The following is an 18,754-nucleotide window of genomic DNA, read 5'->3' on the forward strand; positions in this document are numbered from 1 at the left end:
TTTCGAAACTAAGATTTTTATACCAACGAACACTATTAGTCGTTATTATTTTCTGAGGAAAGCTTTTCGCCTACTGCGTCTCCAATGGTCATGGCTTTAACCTCCGGTTGTTCAGCCATAGCCTGTTGATCTTGGGCTTTGTCAGCATCTGCAGCTGCTTCACGAATACTAAGGCTGATTCGTTTTGCTTCAGGGTTAGATTCAATAACCTTAGCATTGACCATATCTCCCGCTTTAAGTACCTCTTCAACTTTATTGATATGTTTGTTGGAAATTTGGGAGATATGAATCAATCCGTCCACACCATCCTCAAGCTGTACAAAGGCACCAAAGGTCACAATACGAACAACTTTTCCCGTTACCGTCGATCCCACGGGATATTTTTGTGCAGCTTGGGCCCAAGGGCTTTCTTTAAGTTGTTTCAATCCTAACGAAATCTTACCGGATGCCTGATCAAGCTTTAACACCTGAACTTCGACCTTATCCCCAACATTCAATATCTCTGATGGATGCTTTATCCTCGAATAAGCCATATCTGAGATGTGAAGGAGTCCATCAAGCCCGCCGATATCAATAAAGACGCCAAAATCGGCCATTCTGCGAACTTCTCCCGTAACAACGTCACCTTCTTGGAGAGTCTCCAACAGGTGTTTTCGTTTTTCTGCTTTTTCTTCTTCCAAAATACTCTTTTGGGAAAGAACAACTTTTCGTTTAGCAGGTTCAAACTCCAACATTCGCAAACGCAAGGTTTGCCCTAAGAATTGATTTAAGTCTTCAACATAGCCTAATTGTATCTGGGATGCCGGAACAAAACCGCGCATTCCCACATCAACAACCAAACCACCTTTAACCACTTCAATAACTTTAGCCTGGATTTCTTCCTTACTTTCTGCTAATTTCTTGAGGTGTTCCTGAGCATTTGCTTCATCAGCTTTACGTTTTGACAGGACGGTATGCCCTTCTGAGTTCTCCACACGGATAACAACCGCCGTTATTTCATCGCCAATGGAAACCACATCTTCGGGGTTTGTTTGGCGGGTTACCTTTAGCTCTGACAAAGGGATTACACCCTCGGACTTCCAGCCAATATCCACGAAGACCTCATCATTCGTAATTTTTACAACCTTCCCCGTGACATGAGCTCCAAGATGAAGTTCCTGAAAACCCTCGTCCCAACTGGCCATGTCCATTCCGTCATCATTCATTTCCGACATTTTCTTAAAAACCTCCTCAATTATCCAATCTGGAGTCGAAGCTCCGGCGGTTAAGCCCGCACTCTTGGCTTCGGCAAACCAGTCAGGTTCTAATTCATCCGCTGTTTCGATAAGATAGGTTTTTGTGCTTTCGGCACAGATGCTTGCCAATTTTCGTGTATTGGCACTGTTACGCCCACCGACAACAACCATAATGTCTACAAGCCCCGCCAACTCACGGGCGGCCTTCTGACGTTCTGCAGTAGCATTGCAAATTGTATCATGAACGGTTAAATGCTCCGAATGGTGTTTTAATTCCTCGACAATCTTGCTAAAACTTTCCGCCAGCTGTGTCGTTTGAGCCAAAACTGCTAACCGAGAGTAAACAGGAAGCTCACGAGCCTCCTCCACTGTCTGGATTGGGATGGCTTGTTCACCTGCCCAGCCCAGAATTCCCTGTACCTCCGGATGGAGTTTGTCTCCAATGACAATGACCTGCTGTCCCTTTTGAGCCGATTCAGCCGCTAAGCGCTGAGCTTTTTGCACAAAAGGACAGGTAGCATCGACGATCTTGACACCTTTTTTCTCCGCCTCCAGATAGACACAAGGAGCTACGCCATGGGACCGAATAATTAAAGCCTGGGCGGCTTTTGTTTCTTCCAGCCCATTAATAACTCGGATTCCTCGCTCTTCTAATCGTTTCACAACCTGTTGGTTGTGAATCAATGGTCCAAGTGATACTGCCGATGATATTTCAACGGTTCGTTCTGCCATATCTAAAGCACGTTTTACGCCAAAACAAAACCCGGCTTTATCTGCCCGTTTGACTTTCAAAACAAGACCCTCCCACAAAATTATAAGAACTTGTCCCTTACTCTTTCTCTACTCTTGCTCAAAAATCCTGCTATATGAACGAGTTTTATGTAAATGACACTTTTCGATTCTGTCTAAGGTTCTTTCGAAATTAGCCTGCCCTATCTGCTAAAAAAAGATGCGACAGAATAAGCGGCGTTCCTATTCATAGCCGCTTATTCTGTTCGCATCCCCTATTAGAAGCAAATGTTTGTTTACTGGGCTTTGGGCAGCTGCAGGTCCAAGACAGCCTGCATAATGCGGTCGGCAATCCATTCTCGCCGATTGTCAATCCCTGCCGGGGCCTTAAGCAATTCAGAGGTTAAAGGCTTGCCAATAACAACAGAAATCTTTCCCCAGCCTTTTGTGAACATATGTTTCGTTCCATTGACCTTTATAGGAACGATGGAAGCCTTACTTTTTTCCATTAAAAGGACCATCCCGGGCATCCCTTTTTGTATCGTCCCGGTTTTGGAACGTTTTCCTTCGGGGAACAAGCCCAACACTTGCCCTTCCTTCAGAATTGCCAAGGATTGTCTGATGGCATTCATATCACCCTGCCCTCTTTTCACCGGGAAAGCCCCCAGAGTACGAAACAGCTTTCCTAATATAGGAAAAGAAAACAACTCCTCCTTAGCCATAAAACGAACAGGACGCGGCAGACTGGAGGCCGCCACAACAGGATCCCACATACTAACATGATTAATCGCCAAAATCACCGGGCCTTCAAGAGGCAGATTCTCAACCCCCTGAATTTTCCACCCCATTAGTTTGAATTGCAGGCGAAACATTCCTTTAGCAACGTTGTATAACGTCATTACTATCCCTCCTGTGCTAAACGAAGGATTTTTGTGACAATATCCTCCACCTTTAAGCCAGTGGTATCCAGAATTTTCGCGTCTCGGGCAGGCTTTAAGGGAGACACTTCCCGCTCCATGTCCTGACGATCACGTCGCTGCATATCTTGGAACACTTCTTCAAAGGAGACATTTCGGCCGGAATTCTGGAGCTCAATCCACCGGCGCCTAGCTCGTTCGTCAGCTGAAGCCGTTAAAAAAATTTTGAGATCCGCCTCGGGCAGTACATGAGTACCGATATCCCGACCATCCATAACTACTCCGCCTCGAGCCGCCTCCATACGTTGAAGCTCTACTAACCGTTCTCTCACCTTTGCATATGCAGCTACAGTAGCAACAGCTCGGGAAACTTCCGGATTTCTAATGGCTTGGGTTACATTTTGACCATCACACCATACGAGACGTTCATCGGAATGGTCTAACATCACCTCAGTTCTTTGAGCAATTTGACTGACTTTTTCTTCATCGTTAATAGAAATTCCGCTTGACAAGGCTTTATAAGCTATGGCCCGGTACATGGCACCAGTATCAACATAAAATAAATCCAACCCTTTGGCCACGAGTTTGGCAACCGTACTTTTCCCTGCTCCGGCAGGGCCATCAATAGCAATTTGCAGGTCACTTTGTTTTCTATGTACCACAATTATACTCCTGTCTGTTCAAAGAATATTCATAGTCTAATAAAATCAGGACGATCTTGATGTATCCTATTAAAGACCTATTTTTTAAAATACTATTAAACAGATTATAACATACGACTTTGAGGCCAAACAATCCTTCGTTTTTAATGAAGAAATGGAGTCTTTCGATTGGATAAAACGAGAAAACAGAACTGAGACCACTTTCTTTCGCGGCCTCAGTTCTGTATGCATTTTTGGGGTCTGCCCTAGATTCTCCTAAACTATCAGGGCCTGGCTTTCTTATTATTTTGGGAAGATAGTTCAAATTTATAGCCATTAATCATTGAAGAAATCGTTCCGTCGTCATCTAAAATGTCTTGACGGAAAACCATATACAAGTGTCCGATTAAGAAAACAGCGAATCCCCAGGCCAAAAAATGGTGTAAATTACGCACCTGATACTCATTACGCAAAAGAGGAACTACCCAGCCAAAAAGGGTCTGAATTGTTCCGTTCGGATCACTTCCCCCACGCATCGCCAAACCCGTCAACATTATGAGCAAACCGCCGAGCCATACAAAAAAGAAATACATTAACTGAGCAAGGGCATTATGGCCCACGTGCTCCACGTGTTCTCGAGTCATGAATGTATAATATTTAAACGTTGTAACAGCATCCCGCCAAAACTCTTTCTTCCAAAGTCTCATTTTAGAATACTCATTGCCTGCCCAAAACCAATACAAGCGAAAAAGCATATTGGCCATGAAAATAAAGGCAAATATGCCATGCCAATATCGGACTCTTCCCATAAAGAAATGTCCAACAGCTTCGCCCGGAGTATCTAATATAGGATGTCCGATGTACATTCCCGTTAAAAAAAGAATCGTGATGGCCAGAGCATTAACCCAATGAAAAAAGCGCACAGGAAATTCCCAAACATAAACCTGACTGCGAAGAATACTCATCTTAAGAATCCTCCTTAAATCACTCGAACTTTGAGAACTTCATTCCCTTGAGGATTTAACAAATGAGTGGCACAAGCTAAACATGGGTCAAAGGAGTGAATCGTTCGCAACAGTTCTAAAGGCTGATCTTGTCGGGCAAGGGGGGTATCCAATAATGAAGCTTCATAAGGCCCCTTTTGACCGGATGCATCTCGAGGAGAGGCATTCCAGGTTGTCGGTACAACCGCTTGATAACTACTAACCTTACCTTGGTTGATCTTGACCCAATGCCCTAAGGCCCCGCGAGGAGCCTCAGCAAAGCCGACGCCTTGGGCTTGAGAAGGCCACTTTTCCGGCTCCCATTTTTCACCGTTGAAGGTTTGACTATCACCGGCTTTAATATTAGCTACTAGATCGCTGTAAAAACCGGCAAGATGATTTACCAGAAATTTAGACTCTAAAGCCCTGGCCAAAGTCCTTCCCAAGGTCGAATAAAGAGCCGTAACCGGCAAATTCAAGCGATGAAGGGCATCATCAACCAAACCCTTGATTTCTTGATTACCTTTGGCATACGCTACAACAAAGCGGGCCAAGGGGCCCACTTCTACCGGGCGCCCCTTCCAGCGAGGTGTTTTTATCCAGCTATACCCTTTACTCTCGTCTAAATTGCTATATGGCGGAAGCGGCCCATTATAAGCGACTTCAGTTTTTCCTTGCCAGGGATGCAGTCCGGCTTTAGGATCATCATAACGATACCAGGAATGGGGAACAAATTCTTGAATTTGTAGAGGATCTTTGAGATTAACCTCCTCTACTTTACTTAAATTACGATCGAGAACAACTCCCCCGGGAAATAGAAAACTATCCGGTTCGCGAATATCAACCGTTGGAATACCACCATAAGCCAGATAATTTCCCACGCCTCCGCCATAAAGATCCTGTTTATAAAAGTTTGCGATGGCAAAAATGTCCGGTATAAGTACCTGGTCAACAAAAACCTGAGCTTCATCAATTTTAGTTTTTACTAAATCCAAACGTTCCATATTAATAACGTCATTATCATTCATATTAAGAGTACTGGCCATCCCTCCAACCAAGTAGTTGGGATGGGGGTTTTTTCCGCCGAAAATGGTATGAATCTTCGCTATTTCTTTTTGCCAGGACAAAGCGTCGAGATAATGGGCAACGCCAACTAAATTAGCCTCCGGAGGAAGCCGATAAGCCGGGTGCCCCCAGTAGGCATTGGCAAATATGCCGAGCTGCCCGCTTTCCACAAACGTTTTAACCTTATTCTGTACATCTCGGAAATAGCCATCTGAGGACCTTGGCCAATCAGAAATAGAACGAGCTAAAGCACTTGCTTGAGCAGGATCAGCCTTGAGAGCACTTAGGACGTCGATCCAGTCGAAACCATGCAAATGGTAAAAATGGATCACGTGATCTTGGACAAACTGGGTTGTTGTCATAATATTCCTGATTAAGTTGGCATTTTTGGGAATACGTATATCCAATGCATCTTCAACCGCCCGAATTGAAGCTAAAGCATGAATATGAGTACATACTCCGCAAATTCTTTGCACAAAGGCCCATACATCACGCGGGTCTCTGTTTTCAACAATTTTTTCGATTCCTCGAAAGACTGTACCGGCACTGATTGCATCGGTAATCCGATTACCATCAACTACTGCCTCAATTCGTAAATGTCCTTCAATTCGGGTAATTGGGTCAACGACGATTCTTGTGGTCATGGTTTGCTTCCTTCCTTAGCCTTTTTTTCGCCATGTTTCACAACTGCTGTCATTCCAGCATGAGCTACCACTGCAAGACCGGCGACACCGACCACATCCATCCCAACCTGATCGACATCCTTGCCAAGGGCATTGTTCGGTATTTTCGCCAAATGCGTATAGAAGGGAGTATTATCAAAAAAGTTGTTTTCCGAACATCCTATACAAGGATGCCCCGATTTTATGGGATAGCTTACACCATCATTCCATTCAGTGATGGCACAAGCATTATAAGTCGTGGGACCTTTGCAGCCCATTTTATAGAGACACCACCCTTGTTTTGCTCCGGCATCATCAAAGGACTCAACAAACTGACCCGCGTCAAAAAATGCTCTCCGCACACAATTGTCGTGGACGCGATGTTCGTAGAATGCCTTAGGCCGTCCTTGATTAGTCAGCTCCGGGATTTCTCCGTAAGTAAGATAGTGTACGATGGTTCCCGTGATTACTTCAGCAATGGGAGGGCAGCCGGGAACGTCAATAACCGGCTTGTTTTTTATAACTCGCCGTATCGGCACAGCTTCTGTAGGGTTAGGATGAGCCCCTTGAACGCAAGCGTTTGTAGCACAAGACCCATAGGCGATAACGGCAGCCGCTCCCTCAGCGGTTTGCTTAAGTATATCCGTTGTAGATACACCACCAATAGTGCAAAAGACTCCTCCGTTCCCTAAAGTTACGCTGCCTTCAACAACCAAAATATAACCGCCAGGATGATCCTTCATCGTTTTTAAACGTACTTCTTCAGCTTGCTTACCTGCGGCGGCCTGGAGAACTTCCATATAGTCAAGTGAAATCATATTAAAGATCAGATCAGAGACTAGTGGATGCGATGAGCGCAAAAACGATTCTCCACAACAAGTACATTCCTGCAAGTTTAGATAAATAACCGGCAAGCGAGGTTTCGACTGTAACGCCGAAACGATTTTTGGAAACTCTGTGGCCTCTAAACCCAGCATCGCTCCCATAAGAGTGCAGAATTTAAAGAAGTCTCTCCTAGATACTCCTTTGCGGCGAGCCCATTGATAATAGGTTTCAGATTTCGACAAATGTCTCCCTCCCTCAGTCTAGGCATAGTGGTCCTGGATTTATGTTCTTTAGTGTTTGCCATGAAAAGAAAATTATTCCAAAGAACTAGGAACTAGGCAATAAAATAACAAAGGCGTTCTCACACCACTAGTATGACAGTGGAGTGAGAACGCCTTTATTTAACGGATAAACTCTTATAACGGATAAACTCTTACAACCTGGTTAAACAAATTTAGCAGCAATTAAGGTTGCAATAATATTGTTTAAGGAGTGTAGTGCAACATTAGGATAAAGAGATTTGTATTTATCGTATAGATAAACTAAAGCGATCCCAAGAATAAAGCGCGGGATGAAACCGTAAGCCTGAAAATGGAGTCCCGAAAAGATTGCTGCGCTAATAACGGCAGCTGTCCATTTACCGCAATAAGTTCTAAGACTTCCAAAAATAAGTCCCCGGAACATGGTTTCTTCCACCAAAGGAGCTAAAACGCCTGCCAAAATTAGATTTAAAAACAAGGTAACTCCCGAAGATTGTCCCAGAAGTTTAGTATAGACATCTGTCGTGGGCGGAGACATTCCTTGTTTATATAAGAAAATAGCATAGGCAATATTAAAAAGCCAGCTAATCCCATAAATCCCCAAAATATTCGGCAGGGCCTTCCGCAGAAAAACCGGCCGCCGCCAGCCAAAGTCGGACCATTCCCAATGTCGTAGTTTTTTAAGCAGCCAAATCAAAAGAAAAAAGGAAAACTGAGTTAGAAAAGCATTTAAGTACATCAATACCCGTTCATTAGGCCACCACTTCATCAACCAAACCGTTCCCAAAGCCAGGATAACATAAATCACGGCAATTCCAATCATAACTGTCAGTAAGTCGACCCAGTTTAAGGTGCGTTTTCGCTCAGGAGGTTCAAAGCACTCAGAGTGTTCGTGATATTCAAGTCCTTCGTCCATATACACTCTCCCTTTTATGGTTTTGACACATAGTTTATTGGCAAATATCTCAGACTAACTCTCAAGGGAGGAATAGATATGCATTCCAATGAAACAACACTACAAGTTTACCATCGTTATTTTAAAATTCCCGTAGAACACTATTTAAATACCGTTACTGATTTTTTAGATCCCTGGGACGAACGCGCATACCAGCACTTTGTTCAGCAATACCTTAAAACAACCGATGATCACGGCATCGTAGGCATGGTTCGTCAAGATAGGGATGAAAACTATATTTATCTTGATGCAGCAGTACGGTACCCTATAATCCAGCAGGCAACCATCGAAAAGATATCGAATTAAATGCTCTAACTTAAAAGAAGCTGCTTCAAGTCTTGGACACTGGAAACAAAATAATCCGGAGCTGCAGCTTCCAACTCTTCAAGAGTCCCGTAGCCATAGCCGACAGATATAACCTTAATATTGTTTGCTCTGGCACCTTTAACATCATAGAGACGGTCACCGATCATTACCGTTTTCGACTGTGCTTGGGGAGAAACACTTTTTAAAACTTCACAGATTAAATCTTCCTTTTCCACAAAGTTTCCACTCAATTCGCTGCCCATGATTACAGAAAAACTATTGTTCAAAGAGAAATGCTGCAGAATTTTTTCGGCAAAGACCTTCGGTTTTGAAGTAGCCAAAAAGTGTTGACAACCTTTTTCCTTTAACAAGTCCAATAATTCAGGAATACCGGGGTAAACCATATTTTCATACATTCCAAGCTCTTGGAAACGCTCTCGGTAGAAGGTGACAGCCTTTGTTATTAAGTCCTCATTCTCTGACTGAAGGAGAACTTGAAAACTCGCTTTTAAAGGCGGCCCAATAACCCACTCTAACTCGTCTTCATGGGGATAGGCAAAACCGAGTTTTTGAAGCGCATACTGTACAGAGCGAGTTATTCCTGGTTTAGGGTCAGTTAACGTCCCATCAAGATCCCAGAGCAAATAATCAAAACGCACAATTGGACCTCCTCGTTTTTTCCTTATATTACCCGGATGAAATTCTTCAAAATGGCTAATCTAAAATGTAAGAAAGGAGGATAAACTATGTTCTGGCAAAGACAACACTACCATTCGCATGGATTACTCTTTATCCTTAGCCTCATTGCAGCCTTTATGTTAGGCCGCAAATCCGAACAATATGGATACACCATCGTTTCACGAGGAAGTAATTACTCAGATTCGGATGACAACGATAATGAGATGGGGATGATGAATGATTCCCAAGCAGAGACTAACTATCAAAGTTAGTTAGCAAGGGAACTAAACCTTAAGCCCGCCACATAACCTTACTATACTTAAACTATCAAGCAAGCGAATATAACCCATGACTTTTACTATACCTAACTTAACACTAATTTACCAGCCAAAATCAAAAACTCCGAGTCATTCTCGGAGTTTTCATCTTTTTTAGCAGCAGCAATGTGCCAAAGTGTCAATTCTTTCGGCACAGTATCATAGAACAACCTTCTTAATAATTTCTAAAAAATTCGGAAATGAGACATCTGCCGCAGTCATGTTTTCCACACTGACTCCTTCCTGAGAAAGCATACCGGCTACAGCCCAAGCCATGGCTAAGCGATGATCACCAAAACTGCTCACTTCTCCGCCTCGCAGCGTTCTTTGGCCGTGGATTCTCATTCCGTCGGGCAATTCCTCTATCTTGGCACCTAAAGCATTCAAGCCTTCTGCAACTCGTGCGATACGATCGGTTTCCTTGACCCTTAATTCCGATGCATCCCGTATGACTGTCTCTCCTTCCGCTAAACTTGCGGCTAAGGCTAAAATCGGAATTTCATCAATCAGACGTGGAATCAGATCTCCCCCAAGCTCAATTCCTTTTAAATGTGCCGGCCTAACTCGTAAAGTTGCTCTTGGTTCACCACATATTTCCGAACTCTTCAGAAATTCAATGTCTGCTCCCATGGCTTTTAGAACATCGATAATTCCAGTGCGTGTCGGGTTTATTCCAACTTCCGGAAGAAGAAGCTCACCTTTTTCAACCAAACTTCCTAAAACAAGAAAAAAAGCTGCAGAGGATATATCTCCCGGGACAGAAACCTCCTGACCCGTTAATCTTCCGCCGCCCTGAAGTTTCACTAAGTTACCGCTGCTGTGAACTTCCACACCAAAACCTCTGAGCATCCGTTCTGTATGATCTCGTGAACGAGAGGGCTCCTGTACACTCGTCTCACCCTTTGCTCTTAAGCCAGCTAAAAGCAGAGCGGATTTGACTTGGGCCGAAGCAACCTCGGTCTGAAATGATTGCCCCTGCAGATGACCGCCTTGCATCGTGATTGGTGCCAAATTTCCTTCTCTTCGTCCCAAAATACGGGCGCCCATTTGCTTTAGAGGCTCTGTAACACGCCGCATGGGGCGTGAACGCAGAGAATCGTCTCCTGTCAAGGTAACAGAAAAGGGACTCCCTGCCAACACGCCCAACATGAGCCTGAACGTCGTCCCAGAATTACCCGCATCTAAAATATTGGTCGGTTCTCGCCACTCGTCCATACCTTGACCATGAAGCCAAACTTCAGTTCCATGTCTTTCCCAAGCTACGCCTAGTTCTCTTAAACATTTCAGGGTGCTTAAACAATCTTGACCCAGTAAGAAATCCGTAACATGGGTTTCCCCAAAGGCCATTCCGCCTAAAAGCGCTGCCCGATGAGAGATGGATTTATCTCCGGGGACTCGTATTTCACCCTTAACGCCGGTGATCGGCTTAACAAAAACGCCTCCCATTGGAATTCCCCTTTCCACTGCAGCATATCGCAGAACTATTATTACATTAACGTTAAGAATTATAATTATATCTATCCAATCGTAAGACTTCCACTTCTACAAGGAGAGTGGTTCCCATATCAAAGAGCCGCTCGAATCGTGTGGGCAATCCGAAAGACGTCAGCTATTTTCTCCCCATCTCCTTGCTCAAGGTATTCCCGGAATTCTTGAAGCCTCTTTTCCCAAAGGGTCAGACCCTCGAGAATCGTCTCGGAATTTCTAACCATGATTTCCTTCCACATCTCAGGGGAGCTGTCTGCAACACGTGTCATATCCCGAAAACTTCGTCCTGCTAAAGATAACAACGATTCCCCGTCAGAGGAAGCATCTTTAGCCGCTAGAGACAAAGTAACTGCTAAGATATGGGGAATATGACTCACCATAGCAACTTCACGGTCATGATCCAAAGGCTCTCTGAATTCTACCCTGGCCCCAAATCCCTGAACAAGGTGAACAATTTTATCCACAACGATTTCCGGGCAATCCGCTGAGGGAGTTAAAACGTAAGGATAACCGCGGAAAAGATCTTGATTGGCCGCTTCAAAACCAGACTGTTCAGAACCCGTCATGGGGTGACCGCCAACATAATAAACCTCAGACCCGCTTAAACCTTCTTGATATTTTTGACAAACCTCAGACTTTATACTCCCGACATCTGTGACAATGGCTCCTTGAGGAAGTTTTAAGGCAAAATGATTAAAGCCTCCAACTAATTCTTTAAGCGGAAGGGCTAAAACAACAAGATCAACATCCAGATGCTCCGGTAGTTCTGCCCATCCTTCTTGGATCCAGCCTCGACGAATCGCTTCAATAATACTTGATTTTTCAGGATCAACGGCAACAACCTGCCAGCCGAGCTGGTGTAACGCACCGGCCCAGGAACCGCCGATTAGTCCTAAGCCAAAGATGCAGGCCTTCGGAATCCGAAGGCCTGACCATCCTGGTGTCAACATGACCGCTGCAGGTTTCAGCACAAACTCACATCCCCTAGGGAACGACCAAGGGCTTTACTTAATCCGATTAGATCATCCATCATCAGTTTAAACGTTTCCGGAGTTAACGACTGCTTCCCATCAGATACTGCCTTCTCCGGCTGAGGGTGAACTTCAACGATCAGGCCATCAGCACCGGCTGCCAAGGCTGCTTTAGCCATCGGATGAACTAATTGCCAGCGGCCTGTTCCATGGCTGGGGTCAACAATAACCGGTAAGTGAGACAGAGAATGCAGTGCCGGGACCATCGTCAAATCAAGAGTATTGCGAGTATACGTTTCAAAGGTGCGAATTCCGCGTTCACAGAACATGACTTGGTAATTGCCGCCATCCATAATATACTCTGCCGCCATCATCCACTCTTCTAAAGTTGCTGAAGGACCTCGTTTCAAAAGAACAGCTTTACCGCATTTAGCAACTTCTTTAAGCAGATTGAAATTTTGCATATTCCGGGCACCAATTTGCAGAATATCGGAGTAATGGGCGACCAGAGAAACGTCTCGGGCATCGATAACCTCCGTCACGACCAGAAGTCCTGTTTCTTCCCGAGCATCTGCTAAATAGCGCAGTCCTTCTTCTTCCAACCCCTGGAAGGAGTAAGGAGATGTTCGCGGCTTGAACGCTCCGCCGCGCAAAAAGGTTGCCCCTGCTGCGCGGACAGCATGAGCCGTTTCGATGATCTGCTCTCTGCTTTCCACGGCACAGGGTCCAGCCATCATGTGAACGTGATGGCCACCAATTTCATGGTCACCAATGCGGATAATACTGTCTGCGGGATGAAACTCGCGGCTGACTAATTTATAAGGCGCTAAAATGGGCACAACCTTCTCGACCCAAGGCAACGCTTCTAAGTCAAGAGCCTTAAGTCGAGTGCGATCTCCAACCGCACCCATAATTGTCTTCTCGACTCCTTCAGAAAGATGAATTTTAAAGCCCTCTTCCGTCAATCTTGTGGAGACTTCTTCGACCTGCTCAGGTGTAGCACCCTTTTTTAAAACAATAATCATTTGCGACCTACCCCTTTCAACCATACTACTTTTTTACTCGTTTATTCACTTACTACCATCCTGCTTAACTATTGTTTTCAACCTAAAATGTTCGCAAACTCTCGGAAAAGTTCTTATCCTACCTCCTTTGACACAGGCAACTGCCAAGCTGCTGCACTTATGCTTAAAAAATATATCGCATAGCATCATGGGAGGCTGATGATAGTTACAAAAAAACACCCCAAATGAAGAGGGTGCTTTTACTCCGTTTATAACTGCGCCCATCCTACTATCCTACGATCCTTTATTTATCCTTTAAGGATTCCCCATTTAATAAATACCATCCTACCTAAGCTTTGCCTAACAAAGCCAATTCATTCATCACTAGAGTAATAAATTGAAATTATCTTACCACATAAGAGGCTGTCCCTACAACCCCTTGAGAAAAATTAGATTATTCAATCGTTTCTAAAAGATCCTTGCGTAAGCTTGCAGCTTCTCTGAGAAAAATATGCCGAATTTCCTTTTGCGTACAGGATGTATTAACATGAAGCAAGACACGAATGCAGCGAGGCAGAGAACCGGGCACCGGTATTTCGGTGGCACAAAGCAAAGGAACTAACTGCCAGCCGATCTCCCTGGCGCTGGACGCGGGAAAATCCGCATTTAAGTCTGACGTCACGGTAAAAATCGCACTAACCAGATCTTCAGTGCTCAGTTTATTTTCTTTAAGGATCAACTGCAAGAGTTCCTTCGTTGCCTCTCGAATCTCTCCTGAATCGTTGTTTATAACGGTGGTTGCACCGCGTATTCCACGTACCATTTCTGTTCCTCCTTTAATCCTTGGGAGCAACGCGGTGCCCCAGCCCTACAGCTACTTCGTCCAAATGAAGAAGCCCAATACCAAAGAAGACAGCGACACTCAAATGGTCGTCTTGACGTGCAATTCCGATTTTACCACCAATATTTAAACCCATAGCTTTATTCATAATTTGGCTTAAGGCCTCACGTGTGGCACCTGCCACAGCACCTTCGTCTCCATGGGTTTCGTGAATAGCCCCTTCGCGTTTAGCCGCTACGATAGCTCGTTCTACAATCTTGCGTACTGAATTAATATACTCGCCGCCATAATCAACAGCAGCAGTTTTAACACCCTGTTTGTGATAGAGCTCCTTAAGGTGAGTTTCCTCGTCTCTGCTCTCTGTCATGGCCATTTTTAAAGCGGCAAGGGCGATTTTCTTACTTTGTGCCATCATTCCGTCCTTCCTTTCTTATCATGCTTTAATAACTCCTACCATCCTGCCCTCCTTCATCTTCAAGGCAAATTCATCGCCTAATGATTGCATTATAGTCCACCGATTGCGGATTTGCAATATTACGGGCTAACCTGGAAGGTCTGAACAGATCCTGGTAAGACAATCACTTGCGTCTGATGCGGCTCTTTTAATCCGCCATCGTCCTTAATAATCTGAACCCGTATTATCTGGGATAAGCCCGTGCCATCCAGCTGAATTTGGCCCCTTTGAGCAAGTACCTTCTGTTCTCCCTTCGTCAGAGTCCCTATTTCCTTGCCATTTTGCAAGACGCGAATGGGCGCTGCAGGAATTGACTTTAAAGTTAATTGCCATAATTTTGTCGACTTACCGGCAGCTAGAGAAGGCAAATCCAAAGGGGGAGACTCTACTTTGGAGGCGACAGATATGTAGAATTGCAGGGGATCACGAGCAACACTTAACTGCATAACAACAAGTATTACGGAGGCCAGGACTATGACCCGGATAATTCGCCGTTCTCCATTTTGAACATTGCTCCAAAGCTGTTCCATCATTGAAACTTTTCTACGCACAAACACCACCTCAGAAAAAGTTTATGCGTCAAGTATCCTTATCAGACCAGAGAACAGCCTTCTGCACCAGCTGCGCGTCCGGCGCGAAAACCCATGGCGAAAGCAGCCTGTAAATTATAACCGCCGGTTATTCCATCAACATCAACCACTTCCCCTGCCCAGTACAGCCCCTCGATTCGTTTGGAGGCCATGGTTTTAGGATTAATTTCTTTAACATCGATCCCGCCGGCCGTGACAATTGCGGTCTCAAGAGAGAGGGTATCGGTTATAGTGAGAGTTAACCCTTGCAGTAAAGCAAGCAACGTTTTTCGTTCTTCTCGATTGATTTGATGGACAACTCGTTCAGAATCAATTCCGCTTAACCGAATCATCACCGGGATCAAACTTTGGGGCAGAAGGTCTTCAAGAGCATTTTTAAATTGTTTATTACTGTACTTTTGAAAGTCCCTTTGCAGGCGCAGATCGAGTTGTTCCCTGCTCAAAGCCGGTTTTAAATTAATCCGCAGCTGAACAGTCTCCCCCTTACGTATTTCCTCGCCCGCTTGCCGGCTTAAGGTTAAGATAATGGGGCCGGATACTCCGAAATGTGTAAAGAGCATTTCCCCAAACTCAGTAATTTTTTTCTTTCCTCCGATCCACAAAGAAGCTTCAACATTCCTTAGTGACAAACCTTGCAATTCCTTGACCCAGGTCTCGGCCGTTTTGAGGGGGACTAAAGCCGGTCGCGGGGAAATCACGTGGTGTCCCAGCTTACGGGCAAAGCGAAAGCCATCACCTGTTGATCCCGTTGCCGGATAGGAAGCTCCTCCTGTACAGATAATCACACTCCGGGCTAAAAACCGCTTTTGACCCGTTCCTTGGACACCGATAACACGGTCATTCTCAACCAGAATATCCTCGATAGTAATGCCGGTAAGAATCGTAACTCCCATTTCAGTCAAATACGCTGTCAAAGCCTTGTTGACACTTTCTGCATCATCAGAAACAGGAAAAACACGCCCTCCGCGTTCAACTTTAGTCTCTACTCCATAGCGAGCAAGAAAATGTCGTAAGGCTACATTATCGAAATCCCGGAGGATTCCATGCAAAAACCGCCCGTTGCCTGGATAGTTACGAATAAAATCCGAGACATTCTCTTCATTAGTGACATTACAGCGGCCTTTACCTGAAATAGCAATTTTTCTGCCCAAGCGTTCTTTTTTCTCAAGTAAAAGAACCTTTGCACCGTTTTTCGCGGCTTGACCAGCCGCCATCATGCCGGCAGCACCTCCGCCGACAACAATTACCTGATAGTCCTTCATCCTAATTTCCTTTCATCTAGTCATGAGACTCCCACTTCAAGTGGGAGTGGCCCCGATGTTCAGCTTTAGCTGAACGAGTTCACTTATCTTTAGATTATCTGTATCTCTTGAGCCGTTTATTTAGTTTAACATATACTCTAATAAGTACGTTTTTCTTCCCTGACTTGATAAAAGGCCCAAGTTTTGCCCTTAAAACCTGACTGTGCTAAAATTATCCCTACTTAAACTATTTACATAAAAGGTCTTCTTTAATAAACAATTCGTGAAAACCTTATGCGCTTCACTAAGTAGACCATAAAAATTAAACAGAAGTAGATAAATTTTAGGAGGAATGTTTCATGAGTCTTGACAACCGCACCGCTATTTTAGCCCGAATTTCCGCGTCAGTTGCCTGTAATGCCCTTGCTTCTCTTCGTGTAGCGATTATGGAAGCTTTAGAAATGGGTATCAATAAGGCAGACATTACCGAGGCCATAAACTTAGCCTTAGAAATTCAGCAGCAACCCATAAGCCATGCAACACATCTTACAGAACAGCTTTTGCGCGAACCCATGAAAAAGCCTCACGAACACGATGCTCATTGCACTTGCGGATGCGGCGGTCACCATGTGTAAGCAGGGGCACAAGGTATGGTAAGCTTTTATCAAGCAATTCAATCCATTCATACTCCGCTGATTGATTATTTCTTTATTCTGCTCAGCTTTTTAGGCAGCGAGCCAAGTTATATTTTTCTAATTACCGTCATCTATTGGAATATTGATAAGCGTTTTGGTTTTAGACTGGCTATTTTATTTCTGACGTCTATGGGTTTAAACGGATTTTTTAAGGGTATATTTAATGCCCCTCGTCCCATTGGGCAACCTGGTATTCGCTCTCTCTATCTTTCTTCGGCAACAGGCAGTTCTTTCCCAAGCGGACACAGCCAAGGAGCAGCTACCTTTTACCCCTATGTTTGGAACCGTTGGCGGTCCCGTAAAATCTATCTGGGTATTGGTACCTTCATGATCCTTGGAATTGGCTTTTCCCGCCTTTATCTTGGCGTACACTGGCCTCAAGATGTCTTAGGGGCCTATTTGCTGGGGGCTGTGGTGGTTTTCGGGTTTCAAAAGCTTGATGAACGATTGTTAAAACTTCAAATGTCCCTAGGTTTAAAACTCTTCATATCTTTCTTAGTCCCGCTGTTGTTTCTCTTGCTGTATCATACCCATCAGGGACTGCAAATGGTCGGTTTTGTTATCGGTTTCACCTGCGGACATTTTTTAGAAAATGTTTATCTTGACTACCGTGAGCGTACCCCTCTAGTCCCCTCGATCTTCAAAACTTTCCTTGGCCTTTGCATTTTAGGACTCTGGGTCTGGATCTGGCATCCGCTTACCCGCATGTATCCTTGGATCTATCTTCCCGTCCTTTCCGTCGGCGGACTATGGACGTCCTTCGGGGCTCCCTCTCTCTTCCGGCACTTCAAATGGGAAAACCCGTTAAAGGAAGAAAGAACTTCGTCCCTTGGGATCACTCGTTGAACAAACCAGACATAACTCCGAATTGTCAAAAATACGTTTTCCACATTGTTTACAATACAATGGGCTGCCTTCATGAATCAGTACCTTACCTGTTAAAAACCGATAATTTAACATTTTAGTGGAATAGGACAAAGCTTCAATGCGGCAGACCTCGAGACAACGATTACAATGGACGCATTTCTGAGGTTCAAGGATAAGCCGCTGGGATACTATTTTATCTTCCAGCGGCGACTCCTTGGCCGCCGGATCAGGATCCCATTCCTCTGTTTTTTGCAGAGCACCCTGGGGACAAATCGAAGCGCAAACTCCGCAATTCGTACACATCTTGGAAACGGATAAAACTCTAAATGGTATCTTGTCATCTTCGCCTTTTTCCAGAACCTGCAGCAAACCTTGTCGACTCTTAGGAATTGGATAGGTCTGATCGGCCGTTAAATTCGGTAACCAATGTTCAACCTGTTTCATGCTTTTTTGGCGCCAATTATCCAAGGAAAAATTTCGTTCAAACGATTTAGAAGCTTCAATTCTCTGAGGGTCTCTGCCATCGTCCGGCCGTACTTGGATATGAACCGGAGGATGATCCGGCCAGAACGAATGCACTTGCTTAAAGGCCTGGACGCTGACAGTACAGGCAGAACGATCCTCGCAAGCCGAACATACTCCTGTTACTAGGGTTACAGGTTTTTTCTTCGCCCAGAGAATTAAGGTCACCCAGCCATCCATATCAAACATACCTAAACAAGGAATCTCAAAACCTCCGGGAAGAGCCTTGGGGCAATTCAAACGGATTTCATTGGCCTCTTCAAGATATTCGTAGAGCTTATCAATCTGAGTATCAACAAAACCATCACTTGGACAAACGGCCATACAGGCCCCACATTCGGAACATTTCTCGGTATTGAGCTGCCGGTATTCAGAAATAGCCTGGTAGGGACAAACTTCAATACATAACCGGCAGGTATTCGTATAGGCTTTTTTAGTATTAAGACAATTTCCGTTGTGATAAACAACTTGGCAAGTCATATTTAGACCTCACTGTTCTATACTTTTT

At 44.6% G+C, this 18,754-nt stretch carries 20 protein-coding genes; 4 read left to right on the forward strand and 16 right to left on the reverse strand.

From position 1 onward, the window contains the following. Positions 1–35: 35 nt before the first annotated feature. From B5771_RS22440 to B5771_RS22470, 7 genes are all read right to left on the reverse strand, one after another. On the reverse strand, positions 36–2,027 hold the full coding sequence (locus B5771_RS22440; RefSeq protein WP_088189510.1) for a bifunctional 4-hydroxy-3-methylbut-2-enyl diphosphate reductase/30S ribosomal protein S1: 1,992 nt from the start codon (positions 2,025–2,027) through the stop codon (positions 36–38). Between the two features lie 233 nt (positions 2,028–2,260). After that, positions 2,261–2,863: a lysophospholipid acyltransferase family protein gene (locus B5771_RS22445; protein ID WP_088189511.1), complete on the reverse strand. Its 603-nt coding sequence runs from the start codon at positions 2,861–2,863 to the stop codon at positions 2,261–2,263. 2 nt (positions 2,864–2,865) lie between these two features. Continuing rightward, complete coding sequence (gene cmk, locus B5771_RS22450; protein WP_083995948.1) at positions 2,866–3,543, reverse strand: (d)CMP kinase; 678 nt, start codon at positions 3,541–3,543, stop codon at positions 2,866–2,868. Between the two features lie 263 nt (positions 3,544–3,806). Beyond that, positions 3,807–4,487, reverse strand: coding sequence for a Ni/Fe-hydrogenase, b-type cytochrome subunit (gene cybH, locus B5771_RS22455; RefSeq protein WP_088189512.1), 681 nt, complete (start codon positions 4,485–4,487; stop codon positions 3,807–3,809). A 14-nt stretch (positions 4,488–4,501) separates the two neighbouring features. After that, positions 4,502–6,214: a nickel-dependent hydrogenase large subunit gene (locus B5771_RS22460; protein ID WP_088189513.1), complete on the reverse strand. Its 1,713-nt coding sequence runs from the start codon at positions 6,212–6,214 to the stop codon at positions 4,502–4,504. Next, positions 6,211–7,299 (reverse strand): hydrogenase small subunit, encoded by a 1,089-nt coding sequence (locus B5771_RS22465; protein WP_088189514.1) that lies wholly within the window; start codon positions 7,297–7,299, stop codon positions 6,211–6,213. Before B5771_RS22465 ends, B5771_RS22460 begins: the two co-directional genes overlap by 4 nt. 202 nt (positions 7,300–7,501) lie before the next feature. Then, a complete protein-coding gene (locus tag B5771_RS22470; protein ID WP_088189515.1) occupies positions 7,502–8,233 on the reverse strand; it encodes a type II CAAX endopeptidase family protein in 732 nt (243 codons plus the stop codon). Between the two features lie 78 nt (positions 8,234–8,311). Here B5771_RS22470 and B5771_RS22475 point away from each other — a divergent pair, with 78 nt between their 5' ends. Beyond that, a complete protein-coding gene (locus B5771_RS22475) occupies positions 8,312–8,578 on the forward strand; it encodes a hypothetical protein (protein WP_088189516.1) in 267 nt (88 codons plus the stop codon). A gap of 5 nt (positions 8,579–8,583) precedes the next feature. Here B5771_RS22475 and B5771_RS22480 read toward each other — a convergent pair whose 3' ends face one another. Beyond that, the gene (locus tag B5771_RS22480; protein ID WP_088189517.1) at positions 8,584–9,237 is read right to left on the reverse strand and encodes an HAD hydrolase-like protein; all 654 of its coding nucleotides are present in this window, start codon (positions 9,235–9,237) and stop codon (positions 8,584–8,586) included. An 87-nt stretch (positions 9,238–9,324) separates the two neighbouring features. On the opposite strand from B5771_RS22480, the gene B5771_RS22485 reads away from it, so the two are divergent. Next, positions 9,325–9,528, forward strand: a complete 204-nt coding sequence (locus B5771_RS22485; protein ID WP_047809241.1) for a hypothetical protein — start codon at positions 9,325–9,327, stop codon at positions 9,526–9,528. A 204-nt stretch (positions 9,529–9,732) separates the two neighbouring features. Here the strand turns inward: B5771_RS22485 and aroA are convergent, their stop codons facing one another. The 7 genes from aroA to B5771_RS22520 form a co-directional block, all read right to left on the reverse strand. After that, positions 9,733–11,019 carry a 3-phosphoshikimate 1-carboxyvinyltransferase gene (gene aroA / locus B5771_RS22490; protein ID WP_088189518.1) on the reverse strand — a complete coding sequence of 429 codons (1,287 nt, stop codon included), beginning with the start codon at positions 11,017–11,019 and terminating at the stop codon, positions 9,733–9,735. A 119-nt stretch (positions 11,020–11,138) separates the two neighbouring features. After that, a complete protein-coding gene (locus tag B5771_RS22495) occupies positions 11,139–12,032 on the reverse strand; it encodes a prephenate dehydrogenase/arogenate dehydrogenase family protein (protein WP_348982969.1) in 894 nt (297 codons plus the stop codon). Continuing rightward, complete coding sequence (aroF, locus tag B5771_RS22500; protein WP_047809239.1) at positions 12,026–13,057, reverse strand: 3-deoxy-7-phosphoheptulonate synthase; 1,032 nt, start codon at positions 13,055–13,057, stop codon at positions 12,026–12,028. The genes B5771_RS22495 and aroF overlap by 7 nt, the downstream gene beginning before the upstream one ends. Before the next feature lie 433 nt (positions 13,058–13,490). After that, positions 13,491–13,859 carry a chorismate mutase gene (aroH, locus tag B5771_RS22505; RefSeq protein WP_088189519.1) on the reverse strand — a complete coding sequence of 123 codons (369 nt, stop codon included), beginning with the start codon at positions 13,857–13,859 and terminating at the stop codon, positions 13,491–13,493. A 13-nt stretch (positions 13,860–13,872) separates the two neighbouring features. Continuing rightward, positions 13,873–14,292: a HutP family protein gene (locus tag B5771_RS22510; protein ID WP_172408349.1), complete on the reverse strand. Its 420-nt coding sequence runs from the start codon at positions 14,290–14,292 to the stop codon at positions 13,873–13,875. Between the two features lie 119 nt (positions 14,293–14,411). After that, positions 14,412–14,882: a hypothetical protein gene (locus tag B5771_RS22515; RefSeq protein ID WP_088189520.1), complete on the reverse strand. Its 471-nt coding sequence runs from the start codon at positions 14,880–14,882 to the stop codon at positions 14,412–14,414. A 41-nt stretch (positions 14,883–14,923) separates the two neighbouring features. Then, positions 14,924–16,183 carry an NAD(P)/FAD-dependent oxidoreductase gene (locus B5771_RS22520; protein WP_088189521.1) on the reverse strand — a complete coding sequence of 420 codons (1,260 nt, stop codon included), beginning with the start codon at positions 16,181–16,183 and terminating at the stop codon, positions 14,924–14,926. Between the two features lie 338 nt (positions 16,184–16,521). Between B5771_RS22520 and B5771_RS22525 the strand changes: the two genes are divergently transcribed. Both B5771_RS22525 and B5771_RS22530 read left to right on the forward strand, forming a co-directional pair. Beyond that, a complete protein-coding gene (locus B5771_RS22525; protein WP_088189522.1) occupies positions 16,522–16,797 on the forward strand; it encodes a hypothetical protein in 276 nt (91 codons plus the stop codon). 15 nt (positions 16,798–16,812) lie between these two features. Further along, on the forward strand, positions 16,813–17,703 hold the full coding sequence (locus tag B5771_RS22530; protein ID WP_088189523.1) for a phosphatase PAP2 family protein: 891 nt from the start codon (positions 16,813–16,815) through the stop codon (positions 17,701–17,703). Here B5771_RS22530 and B5771_RS22535 read toward each other — a convergent pair. Next, on the reverse strand, positions 17,662–18,726 hold the full coding sequence (locus tag B5771_RS22535) for a 4Fe-4S binding protein (protein ID WP_088189524.1): 1,065 nt from the start codon (positions 18,724–18,726) through the stop codon (positions 17,662–17,664). The two genes, B5771_RS22530 and B5771_RS22535, sit on opposite strands and share 42 nt — an antisense overlap. Positions 18,727–18,754 lie beyond the last annotated feature (28 nt).

It is taken from the genome of Desulfosporosinus sp. FKA, assembly GCF_002196785.1.
Taxonomy (GTDB): domain Bacteria; phylum Bacillota; class Desulfitobacteriia; order Desulfitobacteriales; family Desulfitobacteriaceae; genus Desulfosporosinus; species Desulfosporosinus acididurans.